General features: G+C 70.2%; 10 protein-coding genes and 1 pseudogene. 9 read left to right on the top strand and 2 right to left on the bottom strand.

Annotated elements, in window-relative coordinates:
• Window positions 1-152: 152 nt before the first annotated feature.
• Window positions 153-3,746 (top strand): DEAD/DEAH box helicase family protein, encoded by a 3,594-nt coding sequence (locus ABZ930_RS02940; RefSeq protein WP_361540429.1) that lies wholly within the window; start codon window positions 153-155, stop codon window positions 3,744-3,746.
• Between the two features lie 236 nt (window positions 3,747-3,982).
• Here ABZ930_RS02940 and ABZ930_RS02935 read toward each other — a convergent pair whose 3' ends face one another.
• Entirely contained in the window at window positions 3,983-4,420 is a 438-nt protein-coding gene (locus ABZ930_RS02935) for a VOC family protein (RefSeq protein ID WP_361540426.1), read from the bottom strand.
• A gap of 99 nt (window positions 4,421-4,519) precedes the next feature.
• Window positions 4,520-4,894, bottom strand: coding sequence for a hypothetical protein (locus tag ABZ930_RS02930; RefSeq protein ID WP_361540423.1), 375 nt, complete (start codon window positions 4,892-4,894; stop codon window positions 4,520-4,522).
• A 157-nt stretch (window positions 4,895-5,051) separates the two neighbouring features.
• On the opposite strand from ABZ930_RS02930, the gene ABZ930_RS02925 reads away from it, so the two are divergent.
• From ABZ930_RS02925 to ABZ930_RS02890, 8 genes and pseudogenes are all read left to right on the top strand, one after another.
• Window positions 5,052-5,882, top strand: coding sequence for a DUF2797 domain-containing protein (locus ABZ930_RS02925; RefSeq protein ID WP_361540420.1), 831 nt, complete (start codon window positions 5,052-5,054; stop codon window positions 5,880-5,882).
• Between the two features lie 60 nt (window positions 5,883-5,942).
• Entirely contained in the window at window positions 5,943-6,296 is a 354-nt protein-coding gene (locus ABZ930_RS02920) for an antibiotic biosynthesis monooxygenase (RefSeq protein WP_361540417.1), read from the top strand.
• Window positions 6,289-7,167, top strand: coding sequence for an amidohydrolase family protein (locus ABZ930_RS02915; RefSeq protein ID WP_361540414.1), 879 nt, complete (start codon window positions 6,289-6,291; stop codon window positions 7,165-7,167). Before ABZ930_RS02920 ends, ABZ930_RS02915 begins: the two co-directional genes overlap by 8 nt.
• A gap of 106 nt (window positions 7,168-7,273) precedes the next feature.
• Window positions 7,274-8,023 carry a response regulator transcription factor gene (locus tag ABZ930_RS02910; RefSeq protein WP_361540411.1) on the top strand — a complete coding sequence of 250 codons (750 nt, stop codon included), beginning with the start codon at window positions 7,274-7,276 and terminating at the stop codon, window positions 8,021-8,023.
• The gene (locus ABZ930_RS02905; RefSeq protein ID WP_361540408.1) at window positions 8,020-9,627 is read left to right on the top strand and encodes a HAMP domain-containing sensor histidine kinase; all 1,608 of its coding nucleotides are present in this window, start codon (window positions 8,020-8,022) and stop codon (window positions 9,625-9,627) included. The genes ABZ930_RS02910 and ABZ930_RS02905 overlap by 4 nt, the downstream gene beginning before the upstream one ends.
• Before the next feature lie 26 nt (window positions 9,628-9,653).
• A complete protein-coding gene (locus ABZ930_RS02900; RefSeq protein WP_361540405.1) occupies window positions 9,654-11,051 on the top strand; it encodes a bifunctional glycosyltransferase family 2/GtrA family protein in 1,398 nt (465 codons plus the stop codon).
• Entirely contained in the window at window positions 11,048-13,231 is a 2,184-nt protein-coding gene (locus ABZ930_RS02895; RefSeq protein WP_361540402.1) for a glycosyltransferase family 39 protein, read from the top strand. The genes ABZ930_RS02900 and ABZ930_RS02895 overlap by 4 nt, the downstream gene beginning before the upstream one ends.
• A gap of 90 nt (window positions 13,232-13,321) precedes the next feature.
• Window positions 13,322-13,504 (top strand): annotated as a pseudogene (locus ABZ930_RS02890) (hypothetical protein); the annotation flags it as partial.

Here is a 13,504-nt window from a genome sequence, read left to right as displayed (position 1 = left end):
CCACACGCCGCCCGTGCGGCCGGGCAGGGGAGCCTGGACCTCGGGTGGTTCTGCATAGAGACGAACGGATGCGTCGGCCTCGTAGGGGACCGGGATGACGCCTCGGGCCTGTGCGAGGCCGACGCCGCAGGGGAGAGGGGCACCGCACCGCCATGGGTAGCGATCAGAACGGCCAGAGCAGCCAGAACAGGCACGGTCAGAGCGAGACCGACCACGGCCAAAGCGCGGAGCGCGCCACGACGGAGAGCACCAGCCGTACCGTAGGCGGCAACTTCGCCTTCCTACGCACGGAGTGGCCCGCCGTCTACGACGAGGCGTCCCGCGCCGAGCGGTTGATCCACCACGATCCCCGTGCCGCCTGCTTCTATGCCCGTCGCGCCATCGAGATCACCGCCCGCTGGATGTACGACAAGGACAGCACCCTTAGCGAGCCCTACAAAAAGGATCTCGCGGCGATGCTCCACGAGCCAAGCTTCCGGCAGCTCGTCGGGCCGACGGTCAACGCCAAGATGGACCTCATCCGCCGCCACGGCAACAACGCCGTGCACAAGGCCGCCCCAGTCCCGAAGACCGTCGCCGAGGCCGGCGTCAAGGAGCTGTTCCACTCCCTCTACTGGTTCGCCCGTACCTATACCCGCCAGGCTTCGGCTCTGCCACCCGCCGGGCTGGAGTTCGACACCAGCGCCGTACCGCGCCCCCTCTCCCCGCAAGCCCGCGCGCTGAAGCAGGCCGAACTCAAGGCAAGGGAGGCGGAGGACGAGGCGCGCTTCAAGCAGCAGGCGGAGGAGCTGGCTGCCGAGCGCGCCCAGAACGCGGACCTTGCCCGACAGCTCGAAGAGCTCAAGAAGCAGATCGCCGCCGCCAAGGTCGCCAACCAGGCCGTACAGGACACCCACGACTACGACGAGAAGGCGACCCGCGACGCCTTCATCGACCTGCTCCTCAAGGAAGCGGGCTGGGACCTTCTTATCCCGGGCCAGGACACCGAGTACCCGATAGCGACCGGGATGCCCACCAAGACAGGCAAGGGGTACGCCGACTACGTGCTCTGGGGCGATGACGGCAAGCCCCTCGCCGTCGTCGAGGCCAAGAAGACCCAGCGGGACGCCCGTGATGGGCAGCAGCAGGCGAAGCTGTACGCCGACGCGCTCGAAGCACAGTTCAACCGCCGCCCGATGATCTTCTACACCAATGGGTACCAGACCTACCTCTGGGACGACAGCCTCGGCTACCCGCCCCGCCAGGTGCAGGGCTTCTTCACCAAGGACGAATTGCACTGGCACATCCGCCAGCGCGCCGGACGCCTCTCCCTCACGTCTACACCGGTGAACGAGAAGATCGCTGGCCGCCCCTACCAGCTCCGCGCGATTAAGCGGGTGGGCGAGACTTTCGAGCGGGACCGGGGCCGTCAGGCGCTGCTTGTCATGGCGACCGGCACCGGCAAGACCCGTACCACCGTGGCCCTCGTGGACCAGTTGATGAAGGCGGGCTGGGCACAGCGAGTGCTCTTCCTCGCCGACCGGCAGGCGCTGGTCACCCAAGCCATGAAGGCGTTCAAGGAGAACCTGCCGAACACCCCCGCGGCCAGCCTCCTCGACGACAAGGCCGCTGCGGCCCGCGTCTACCTCTCCACCTACCAGACGATGATGAAGCAGATCGACGTCATCGACGAAGCGGGCCGCCGCCGCTTCGGGCCCGGCCACTTCGACCTGATCGTCATCGACGAGGCGCACCGCTCCGTGTACGCGAAGTACGGCGAGCTGTTTCGCTACTTCGACTCGTTGCTGCTCGGCCTGACTGCCACGCCCAAGGACGAGATCGACCACAACACGTACAAGCTGTTCGCAATGGAGGACGGAGTTCCGACCGACTCCTACGATCTCCATGAAGCCGCCGCCGAGGGCTACCTCGTCCTCCCCAAGGCGGTGAAGGTGCCGCTGAAGTTCATGGAGCAGGGCATCCGCTACGCCGACCTCTCGGAGGAGGAGAAGGCTGAGTGGGACGCCAAGGAGTGGACCGAGGACGGTGATATCCCGGATGCGGTGGGCCGACACGAGATGAACAAGGTCCTCTTCAACAAAAACACTGTGGACAAGATGCTGAAGACGCTCATGACGCGCGGCCACCGCGTCGAGGGCGGCGACCGGCTCGGCAAGACAATCATCTTCGCGAAGAACAACGACCACGCCCGGTACATCGAGGAGCGTTACAACGAGAACTACCGGCAGGGTGCTGGCCACACGGCGCGCGTGATCACGTACAAGGAGACATACGCCCAGTCGCTCATCGACGACTTCTCCAACCCGAAGAACCCGCCGAACGCCCCCGACATCGCCATTTCCGTCGACATGCTCGACACCGGCATTGATGTGCCCGAGGTGGTGAACCTGGTCTTCGCCAAACCGGTCTTCTCTAAGACCAAGTTCTGGCAAATGATCGGCCGCGGCACCCGTCTGCGCCCAGCCCTGTACGGCCCCGACCTCGACAACCCCGAGCACAGCAAGCAGAACTTCTACGTCTTCGACTTCTGCGGCAACATCGACTTCTTCAACAGTCAGCTCGACCGGTCGGAGGGGCGCAGGGCCGTCACCCTCACAGAAAAGCTCCTCCAACGCCAGCTCGACCTCGTGCGCGTGCTGGACAAGCGGCAGCAGCCCGACCCGGCACGGGACGCCGGCCCCGATGCGATCGGCACCGAGGCGGAGATCCGCTGGTCGCTGAGCCACCGGCTGCACCACACCGTCACCGGTATGAACCTGGACAACTTCCTCGTTCGCCCGCACCGCCGGGAGATCGAGGTCTTCAGCGACTTCGGCAGCTGGCACCGAGTGGACGACGAGGCGGACACCACGATCCGTCAACACCTGCTCGGACTGCCCAGCGAGTACTGCCCGGACAACGAGGAGACGGGCGAGGAGGCGAAGCGGTTCGATCTGTTGGCGTACGGTCTCCAGCTTGCCGCGCTGGAAGGCGGCAAAGAGTTCGCCAAGCTGCGCGAGAAGATCCAGGACATCGCTTCCAACCTGCTCACTAAGACCAACATCTGGGTGGTCGGTGAACAGATGGAGCTTCTCGAAGCGGTAGCGGGCGAGGAGTGGTGGAACGACGTGACGCTCCCGATGCTGGAGGACATGCGACGCCGGATGCGCGGCCTCGCCCGTCTCACCGACCCCAAGGTCAAGCGAAACGTGGTCTACACCGACTTCGTCGACACGCTCGGCGACATCACCGAGGCCGAGATCCGGGGGATGCCCCAGGGCACGGACGAGCAGCGTTTTAAGCAGAAGGCCAGGGCCTACCTCCTGCGCCACGAGGACCAGCCCGTGGTGCGCAAACTGCGTCTCAACGAGCAGATCACCGAACTCGATCTTGCGGACCTGGAGGAGATCTTCCTCGCAGAGGCTATCGCCTCCTCGGAGGACCTCAACGAGGTGCGATCCTCCGGCGGCCTCGGCCTGTTCGTGCGCGGGCTGTGCGGGCTGGACCGACAGGCCGCACAGAAGGCGTTCGAGGTCTTCTGCTCGGGTAAGCAGCTCAGCTCCCGCCAGATCGACTTCCTGACGTTGATCATCGATACGGTGGCCAAGCGCGGAATCTTGAGTCTGGGCGACCTCTACGAGGACTCGTTTGCCGATCTTGCTCCGGGTGGTCCCGACGACCTATTCACCGGTGAGGAACTCGAAGTCCTCAATGTCATTTTTAAGGAACTGGAGCGGACAGCCAGGCCCACTACCTTGGCGGCCTAGGCTCGGCGTCGCGGCGATCGCGTACGGCTGCGAGCCGGTGCCACTGACGGCAACCCTGACGGCAACGACGGCACACAGAGGCTGTTGATCACGACGATCAGCGATCAGCCGGGAGAAAAGCGAGGCCCCCGCCTAACGGCCTGCCCGATCCTACGGATCAGAAGGTTGCAGGTTCGAATCCTGCCGAGTGCACACCGACAGAAGGCCCCGGAGAGATCCGGGGCCTTCTGCGTGTGTCAGCGCAGTTGCTGGGCCAGGCCGACGATGATGCCCTCCGGGCCGCGGACGTAGCAGAGCAGGTAGCTGTCCTCGAAGCGGGCGATCTCGCCCAGGACTTCGGCGCCGTGCGGGCGCAGGCGGGCGACGGTGGCTTCCAGGTCGTCGACGGCGAACATGACGCGGTGGGTGCCCAGGATGTTGTGGGGGCGGTCGCGCGGCTCGGGGGCCGCCCGGGGTGTGCGGTACTTCGAGAGTTCGAGGCGGCTGTGGCCGTCCGGGGTGCGGAGCATCGCGATGTCGCAGTGGACGCCGTCGAGTCCGGTGCACCGGTCGGCGACGGGGCCCTTGACCTCGGCCCTGCCCTCCAGCTCCATGCCGAGCTCCACGAAGTAGGCGACGGCGGCGTCCATGTCCTCGACGACGATGCCGACGTTGTCCATCCGCTGAATGGCCATGCTGGTCTCCCTCATCCGGATCCGGTTGTGGCTGGGACGGAGCCGATGGCACGTTCTCGACATCCCCGGGACTGTCGACCGTAGTGGCTTCGGACCGGGTCAGGCCGTGCCGCGCCGGGCGGTGCTGACCACGGCCGAGACCGCCGCCGTCGCGGCCAGGGTGCCGAGGGCGAGCAGGACGACGCCGACCATGAACAGGCCGCTGGAGTCGTCCGACCAGTCGAAGGCGGCGGCCGCCGTCAGGCCGGCGGTGGTGCCCAGGGCCGTGGCCGCGACGTGGTGGCGGGCGGCCGACCAGCAGACCGGGGCCAGCAGCGTCAGGACCAGGCCGATCACCTGCCAGGCGGCGTACGGGCCGGTCGTCGAGCCGTCGGGGTGGACGTCGCGGTGCTGGTCCCAGCCGAGCCAGACGGCCCACGCGGCGATCGCCGTGACGGCCGGGACGAGGGATGCGAGCAGGCGTTCGTTCTTCATACGGCCGAGTCTCGCGCCGTCGGCCGCGCCCGGGCAGAGCGTACGTACTCAGGGCGTACTCAGAATCGGCGGCATCGGCATTGTCAGTGGGGTGCGCCATCCTGGCCGTATGACGTGGTGGTGCACCGGGATGCGATGGCGCGGGGGCGGGCCGGGCATGGGGTGGACGGGGGACGGAGGTGTCGAGCGGGAGAGCGCGGTGCGGTTCGGGGAGAGCGTGGCGTTCCGGGTCGCGGGGCCCAGGCGGTGTCTGGGCGTGTGGCGCGGCGGGCGGCGCAGCGTGTGCCCGGGGTGGGCCGAGGTGCCGGTGCGGGGGACGCGGGCGCAGTGCGCGGAGTGCGCCGGGATCGACCGGGCGCAGTCCGTGGCCGCCGACACGATCGCGGACGACCCGCGGCCGTACCACGTGTACCTGGCGTGGTTCGGGGACGGACTGGTGAAGGTCGGGATCACGGGGGTGGGCCGAGGGAGCGCCCGGCTGCTCGAGCAGGGGGCCGTGGCGTTCACCTGGCTGGGGCAGGGGCCGCTCATGGCGGCGCGGCGGGCCGAGGAGTTGCTGCGGGTGGCGCTCGGGGTGCCGGACCGGATTCCGTACGGGACCAAGCGGATCGTCCGGGCCGGTGCGGCGGCGGGGGACGCGCGGGCCGAGCTGGGGCGGGCGCACGGGATCGCGGTGGGGCTCGACGGGTGGCCCGAGTCGCTGGAGCGGCTGCCCTGCGCGGTCGTCGGGCACGGGGAGGTCTTCGGGCTCGGCGCAGTGGACAGGGTCGACGCCGTGGTGAGCGGTCTCGGCGAAGGGGCCGTGGTGGCGGGGCGCGTGGTGGCCGCCGCCGGGCCCGATCTGCATCTCGTCGAGGCCGGCGGGCGGCGGCTCGTGGTGGATACGCGGGTGCTGGCCGGGTGGCCTTTGGCCGGGTCCGGTGACGGGGAGGCGGGCACGGGCGTCGAGGTGCGGGAGGTGCCCGCCGTGCAGAGCGGGCTGTTCTGACGGTGCGCGGATCCGGAGCCGGTGTGGACAGGGAGGAGGGAGCGGGTCGACTGTGGGGGGATGAGTGATCACGCCGAGGCGCCCGGGGCGCCGCTGCCGGCCTTCGAACCGCCGTACTACGTCGTGGTGTTCAGTTCCGTGCGGACCGCGGGGGACCAGGGGTACGGGGAGACCTCCGACCGGCTGGACGAGCTGGTGCGGGAGGTTCCCGGGTATCTCGGGCACGAGTCCGCGCGGACGCCGGGCGGGCTCGGGATCACCGTCGGGTACTTCCGGGACGGCGCGGCCATCGAGGAGTGGCGGTCCGTGACCGCGCACCGGGACGCGCAGCGACAGGGGCGGACCGAGTGGTACGAGAGCTACACGGTGCATGTCGCCAAGGTCGAGCGCAGCCACGGGTTCGTCCGTGAGTAGCCCCGAGGCGGAGCTCGTCGCCGCCTTCCGCGCGCGGCACGGGCTGCCCGGACTCGTCGACGTGCACACGCACTTCATGCCCGAGCGCGTGCTGCGCAAGGTGTGGGCGTACTTCGACGCGGCCGGGCCGCTGGTCGGGAGCGAGTGGCCGATCACGTACCGGGAGGAGGAGGACCGGCGGGTCGCGCGGATGCGGGAGTTCGGGGTCGTCGCCTTCACCTCGATGCTGTATCCGCACAAGGCCGGGATGGCCGAGTGGCTGAACGGGTGGGCGGAGGATTTCGCGCGGCGTACCGACGGCTGCCTGCGGACCGCGACCTTCTTCCCCGAGCCGGGGGCGGAGGAGTACGTCCGGCGGGCCGTCGAGGGCGGGACGCGGATCTTCAAGGCGCACGTCCAGGTCGGGGCGTACGACCCCACCGACCCGCTGCTCGACCCGGTGTGGGGCCTGCTGGCCGAGGCCGGGGTGCCCGTCGTCACGCACTGCGGGTCGGGGCCCGCGCCCGGGAAGCACACCGGTCCCGAACCGATGGCCCGGGTGCTGGAGCGCCACCCCCGGCTGCCGCTCGTCGTCGCGCACATGGGGATGCCGGAGTACACGGAGTTCCTGGATCTGGCCGAGCGGTACCCGCGGGTGCGGCTCGACACGACGATGGCGTTCACGGACTTCGTCGAGCGGCGGGCGCCGTTCCCCGAGCGGGAGCTGGGGCGGCTGGCCGATCTCGGTGACCGGGTGCTGCTCGGCAGCGACTTCCCCAACATCCCGTACCCGTACGTGCATCAGCTGGAGGCGATCGAGCGGCTCGGGCTCGGGTCCCCGTGGGTGCGGGCCGTCTGCCACGACAACGGCGCGAAGCTGTTCCCGCGATAGCCCGACCCCTGGGCGAACGCGGTTCCTGAGAGGCGGCTGTGCGTTTCTCAGGGTATTCACAGGTAGGCGAAAGGATGCTCTCAGAGGGCCGCCGCATGGTTGCAACATGACCGCGACCTCGCCCCAGGGGCGTACCGAACTGCTGAGGCCGGACGGGAGCCCCGTCCGGGTGCTTGTCGTGGACGACGAGCAGTCGATCACCGAGCTGTTGTCCATGGCGCTGCGCTACGAAGGCTGGCAGATCCGTACCGCAGGCGACGGTGCCGGAGCCGTGCAGACCGCACGGGAGTTCCGGCCCGACGCCGTGGTGCTCGACATGATGCTGCCGGACATGGACGGACTGAGCGTCCTCGGCCGGCTCCGCCGTGAGCTGCCGGAGGTGCCGGTCCTCTTCCTGACCGCCAAGGACGCCGTCGAGGACCGGATCGCCGGGCTGACGGCGGGCGGCGACGACTACGTGACGAAGCCGTTCAGCCTGGAGGAGGTCGTCGCGCGGCTGCGCGGACTGATCCGGCGCACCGGCGCCGCCGACCGGCGCAGCGATTCGGTGCTGGTCGTGGGCGACCTGATGCTCGACGAGGACAGCCACGAGGTGTCGCGCGGCGGTGCCAACATCCATCTGACCGCCACCGAGTTCGAGCTGCTGCGCTTCCTCATGCGCAACCCGCGGCGCGTGCTCAGCAAGGCGCAGATACTGGACCGCGTCTGGAGCTACGACTTCGGCGGCCAGGCCAACGTCGTCGAGCTGTACATCTCCTACCTGCGGCGGAAGATCGACGCCGGACGCGAGCCGATGATCCACACGCGGCGGGGCGCCGGGTATCTGATCAAGCCGGCCGCCACGACGGTGTCGTGAAGCGTTGGCGGACCCGGCCGCGGACGCTGCGGACCCGGCTCGTGGTGTCCGCGATAGCGCTGATCGCGGTGGTCGCCGCGGTGATCGGGACCGTGACCACGGTGGCGGTGAGCAGTTCGCTGTACGAGCGGCTGGACTCCGACCTCGCTTCGATCGCCAAGCGTGCGAAGGGGCCGGGGGACATGGGCCGTGTCGGGCAGCAGCAGATCAAGCCCCCCGACCTGGAGAACGTCAATGAGGATCTGGGCTGGGTGGTCGGCGGCGGATCGCCGAACAACACCGTCGGCGCCATTCTCAAGGACGGCGAGGTCGCCACATCGGTACGGGGTCTCGGTGGTTCGAACACCGCGGACCTCACCGGCACCCAGCAGAGCGAGCTCGCGGCGGTGTCCCGGGACGGCAGGACCTACCGTGTCGATCTGACGGGTCTGGGGACGTACCGGGTGACCACGGTGCAGTCCCAGGACGGCGACTGGGTCATCGTGGGCATCCCCGCGACCCAGGTCCAGGACACCGTGCAGACCCTGATCCTCGTCGAGCTGTCGGTCACGTTCGCCGGACTCGTCGCCGCGGGGATCGCCGGGGCCGTGATGGTCGGCGTCAACCTGCGCCCCCTGCGCCGGGTCGCCGCCACGGCCACCCGCGTCTCCGAAATCCCGCTGCACACCGGCGAGGTCACCCTCTACGAGCGGGTGCCCGACGCCGAGGCCGACCCCAGGACCGAGGTCGGCCAGGTCGGGGCCGCGCTCAACCGCATGCTCGACCACATCCACGGCGCGCTGCACTCCCGCCAGCAGAGCGAGATGCGGGTCCGGCAGTTCGTCGCGGACGCCAGCCATGAGCTGCGCACGCCGCTGGCCTCCATCCGCGGGTACGCCGAGCTGACCCGGCGCGGCCGCGAGGACGTCGGCCCCGACACCCGGCACGCGCTCAGCCGGATCGAGTCCGAGGCGCACCGCATGACGGGCCTGGTCGAGGACCTGCTGCTGCTCGCACGGCTCGACGCCGGGCGGCCGCTCTCGTACGAGCCGACCGATCTGTCCCCGCTGGTCATCGACGTGCTGAGCGACGCCCGCGCGGCCGGGCAGGACCACAAGTGGCGGCTCGAACTGCCCGACGAGCCCGCCCTGGTGCTCGCCGATTCCGCACGCCTTCAGCAGGTCCTCGTGAATCTGCTCGCCAACGCGCGGACCCACACACCGCCCGGCACGACCGTCACCGCGCGCGTGCACCGGCACGGGCCCTGGGTCTGCGTCGACGTGCGGGACGACGGTCCCGGCATCCCCGCGGAGCTGCTGCCGCACGTGTTCGAACGGTTCGCCCGGGGGGACTCCTCCCGGTCGCGCAAGGCCGGATCCACGGGGCTCGGGCTCGCCATCGTGCAGGCGGTCGCGGCCGCCCACGGCGGAGCCGTGACCGTGGACAGCGTGCCCGGCCGCACCGTGTTCACCGTGCACCTGCCGGCCTACGACGAGCCGGTCAGCGCGCTGCCCGCGGGCGCCGACGCGCTCTTCACGCACGGACAGCGGAACGTACTGCCGAACGCACAGTCGGACTCACAGTTGCACTCACAGGCAGCCCAAAGGTCCACCACACAGCGCTAACAGCGGAGTTGGCGAGTGTCAATGGCATGCGAACCGACTCTTCTCCGGGCATCGACCCCACCGCCGCGTCCCTCGGCGCGCTGCCTGCGCGGGAGCACCTGCCCGTGGGCAGCGGCCTCGGCAACGTGCCCGTGCTGGACGTCGTCATTCCGGTCTACAACGAGGAGACGGACCTCGGTGAGTGCGTGCGCAGACTCCACGCCCACCTGGTCCGCACCTTCCCCTACCGCTTCCGCGTCACGATCGCGGACAACGCCTCCACCGACACCACCCCCCAGGTGGCGCACCGGCTCACCGCCGAGCTGCAGGGCGTCCGCTACTTCCGGCTCGAGCAGAAGGGCCGCGGGCGCGCCCTGCGCACCGTGTGGTCGGCGTCCGACGCGCCGGTCCTCGCCTACATGGACGTGGACCTGTCCACCGACCTGAACGCGCTGCTGCCGCTGGTCGCCCCGCTCATCTCCGGCCACTCGGACCTGGCGATCGGCTCCCGGCTCTCCCGCTCCTCGCGCGTGGTGCGCGGCCCGAAGCGGGAGTTCATCTCGCGGGCCTACAACATGATCCTGCGGGGCTCGCTCCAGGCGCGTTTCTCCGACGCGCAGTGTGGCTTCAAGGCGATCCGGCGCGATGTCGCGCAGGTGCTGCTGCCGCTGGTCGAGGACACCGGCTGGTTCTTCGACACCGAGATGCTGGTGCTCGCCGAGCGGGCCGGGCTGCGGATCCACGAGGTGCCCGTCGACTGGGTCGACGACCCGAACTCGACCGTGCACATCATGAAGACGGCCACCGACGACCTGAAGGGCGTGTGGCGGGTGGGCAAGGCGCTCGCCTCCGGCTCCCTGCCGCTCGACCGGCTCGCCCGCCCGTTCGGCGACGATCCGCGCGACCGCCGGCTCCCGGGCGTGCCCAAGGGGCTCGCGCGCCAGCTGGTCGGGTTCTGCGTCGTCGGCGCGCTCTCGACGCTGTTCTATCTGCTGCTGTACTCCGGCTTCCGTACGTTCTCGGGCTCGCAGATCGCCAACGCGCTCGCCCTGCTGGTGTCGGCCTTCGCCAACACCGCCGCCAACCGGCGCCTCACCTTCGGGGTGCGCGGCCGCGACAAGGCCGTCCGCCACCAGGCGCAGGGGCTCGTCGTGTTCGGCATCGGCCTCGCGCTGACCAGCGGTTCGCTGGCCGCCCTGAACGCCGCGACCGGCGCACCCGCGCACGCGACCGAACTGGCCGTGCTCATCGCCGCCAACCTCGCCGCGACCGTGCTGCGCTTCCTGCTCTTCCGGGCCTGGGTGTTCCCCGCCGAACAGACCCCGGCGCCCACCGTCTCCACCGCCCCCGCCCCTCAGGCTCCGCGGGCCTGGGACGACGCCACCGCGCGGATGACCGCGGTCGGCCCGCACGATTCCCGCCTCGACCCCAGGGACCAGCGATGACGACCACCACCGATCTGACGGCCGCCGGTTCGCGTACGAGTACGAGCCCACCGCCCGCGCCGGGTGAGCCCGGCGGTGGCCACGGCCGGCCCCGGGACCGGTTCCTCACCCGGGTGTGGCGCGGACGGCCGGGCGACGCGCGCTGGGTGCGCCCCGCCTTCCTCGGCCTGCTCCTCCTCATCGGCCTCGCCTACCTCTGGAACCTCTCCGCGTCCGGCTACGCCAACTCCTTCTACTCGGCGGCCGTCCAGGCGGGCAGCGAGAGCTGGAAGGCGTTCTTCTTCGGCTCGTCCGACGCGGCGAACGCCATCACCGTCGACAAGCCCCCGGCCGCCCTGTGGCCGATGGCCCTCTCCGTGCGCCTCTTCGGCCTGAACTCGTGGGCGATCCTCGTCCCCGAGGTGCTGATGGGCGTGGCCACGGCCGGTGTGCTGTACGCGGCCGTGCGCCGCCGGTTCAGCGCCGCCGCGGGCCTGATCACGATGGCAGTGTTCGCGACGGTGCCGGTCGCCGCGCTGATGTTCCGGTTCAACAACCCGGACGCGATCCTCGCGCTGCTGATGACCGTCACGGTCTACTGCGTGCTGCGCGCCATGGAGCGGGGCCGCACCAAGTGGCTGGTCTGGGCGGGCGTGGCCGTCGGTCTCGCCTTCCTCGCCAAGACGCTCCAGGCGTTCCTGATCCTGCCGCCGCTGGCCCTGCTCTACGGGGTCTTCGGCCCGACCCGGCTGCGCAGGCGGCTCGGCCAACTGGCCCTCGCCGGGCTCGCGATGGTCGTCGCGGGGGGCTGGTGGGTGGCGATCGTCGAACTGTGGCCCGCCTCCTCACGCCCGTACATCGGCGGCTCCCAGAACAACTCGTTCCTCGAACTCACCTTTGGCTACAACGGGCTCGGCCGGATCAGCGGCGACGAGACCGGCTCCGTGGGCGGCGGCGGTGGCGGCACCGGCACCGGGCAGTGGGGCGAGACCGGGCTCACCCGGATGTTCAACTCCGAGATCGGCGGCCAGGTCTCGTGGCTGCTGCCCGCCGCGCTGATCCTGCTCGTCGCCGGGATCGTGCTGACCTGGAGGGCGAAGCGGACCGACACGGCGCGCGCCGCGTTCCTCGCGTGGGGCGGCTCGCTGGTCACCACCGCGCTGGTCTTCAGCCTCATGGCCGGCATCTTCCACCAGTACTACACGGTGGCCCTTGCCCCCTACCTCGCGGCCGTCGTCGGCATGGGCGCCACCGTGCTGTGGGAGGAGCGGTCCCGGATCGCCTGGTCCGTGACGCTGGGCGCGACCGTGGCCGTCACGGCCGTCTGGGGGTACGTGCTGCTCGGCCGTACGCCCGACTATCTGCCGTGGCTGCGCTGGGCCGTGCTGATCGCCGGTCTTGCGGCGGGGCTGGGGCTCGCCCTCGCCGGGCGGCTCAACCGGCGGCTGGCGCTGGGCGTGGCCGGGCTCGGTCTGGCCGCGTCGCTGGCCGGGCCGACCGCGTACACCGTCTCCACGCTGAACACCGGGCACTCCGGGTCGATCGTCACGGCCGGTCCCTCGGGGGCCAGTTCGATGGGGTTCGGTGGGGGCGGCGGTGGTGGTGGCCAGGGTGGTCCTGGTGGCGGCGGTCAGGGCGGTGGTCCTGGTGGCGGTCAGGGGGGCGGTCAGGGTGGTCAGATGGGGCAGCCTCCCACCGGTGGTGCGGGTAAGGGCAGCCAGCAGGGTGGTTTCCCCGGGGGCGGGATGCCCGGTCAGAGCCAGAAGCAGGGCCAGAAGCAGGGCACCACGGGTGGCATGCCCGGAATGGGTGAGGGCGGTGGCGGTGCCGGTGGTGGCGGTATGGGCGGTCTGCTCAACGGTGCCGAGGTCAGCTCCAAGGCCGAGAAGCTCCTGGAGGAGAACGCCGGGGACTACACCTGGGTGGCGGCCACGGTCGGCTCCCAGAACCAGGCCAGCTACCAGCTCGCCACCGGTGATCCGGTGATGGCGATCGGCGGCTTCAACGGTACGGATCCGTCGCCGACGCTGGCCCGGTTCAAGCAGTACGTCGCCGATGGGGAGATCCACTACTTCATCGGGGGCATGAGCGGGTCTAGCTCGGGCTCGGCGTCGAAGATCACGAAGTGGGTGGAGGCCCACTTCGAGAAGGTGACCGTGGGGTCGTCGACCTTCTACGACCTGACGCAGCCCAAGAGCTGATCTCTTCCCCACCCCGCCCCTTCCCGAAATCGACGCTTCGCGTCCGGGGAGGGGCGGGGTTCTTTGGGGTCGTCGGTCGGCTGACGGCCGGTGGGGGCTGGTCGCGCAGTTCCCCGCGCCCCTGAAACGAGCTTCGCTCGTCCAGGGGAGGCTGCGCGCAGCGCACGCCTCAGGGGCGGGCTCGCCTTCACCGTGCCCGCGCCGAAGGTCGCCGCCGACCACCTCGACAGCGTCGTGGGCTCCTGGCTGACCGACCGTACGTACGCCAAGGCG

The organism is Streptomyces sp. NPDC046716 (assembly GCF_040645755.1).
In the GTDB taxonomy this organism is placed as follows: domain Bacteria; phylum Actinomycetota; class Actinomycetes; order Streptomycetales; family Streptomycetaceae; genus Streptomyces.
This window is presented reverse-complemented; position numbering and strand designations above follow the sequence as displayed.

Excerpts from the sequence above, each read along its gene's own strand:
- ABZ930_RS02940 (WP_361540429.1), top strand. The coding sequence starts at position 153 with ATGGGTAGCGATCAGAACGGCCAGAGCAGCCAGAACAGGCACGGTCAG.
- ABZ930_RS02935 (WP_361540426.1), bottom strand. The coding sequence starts at position 4,420 with ATGGCCATTCAGCGGATGGACAACGTCGGCATCGTCGTCGAGGACATG.
- ABZ930_RS02930 (WP_361540423.1), bottom strand. The coding sequence starts at position 4,894 with ATGAAGAACGAACGCCTGCTCGCATCCCTCGTCCCGGCCGTCACGGCG.
- ABZ930_RS02925 (WP_361540420.1), top strand. The coding sequence starts at position 5,052 with ATGGGGTGGACGGGGGACGGAGGTGTCGAGCGGGAGAGCGCGGTGCGG.
- ABZ930_RS02920 (WP_361540417.1), top strand. The coding sequence starts at position 5,943 with ATGAGTGATCACGCCGAGGCGCCCGGGGCGCCGCTGCCGGCCTTCGAA.
- ABZ930_RS02910 (WP_361540411.1), top strand. The coding sequence starts at position 7,274 with ATGACCGCGACCTCGCCCCAGGGGCGTACCGAACTGCTGAGGCCGGAC.
- ABZ930_RS02900 (WP_361540405.1), top strand. The coding sequence starts at position 9,654 with ATGCGAACCGACTCTTCTCCGGGCATCGACCCCACCGCCGCGTCCCTC.
- ABZ930_RS02895 (WP_361540402.1), top strand. The coding sequence starts at position 11,048 with ATGACGACCACCACCGATCTGACGGCCGCCGGTTCGCGTACGAGTACG.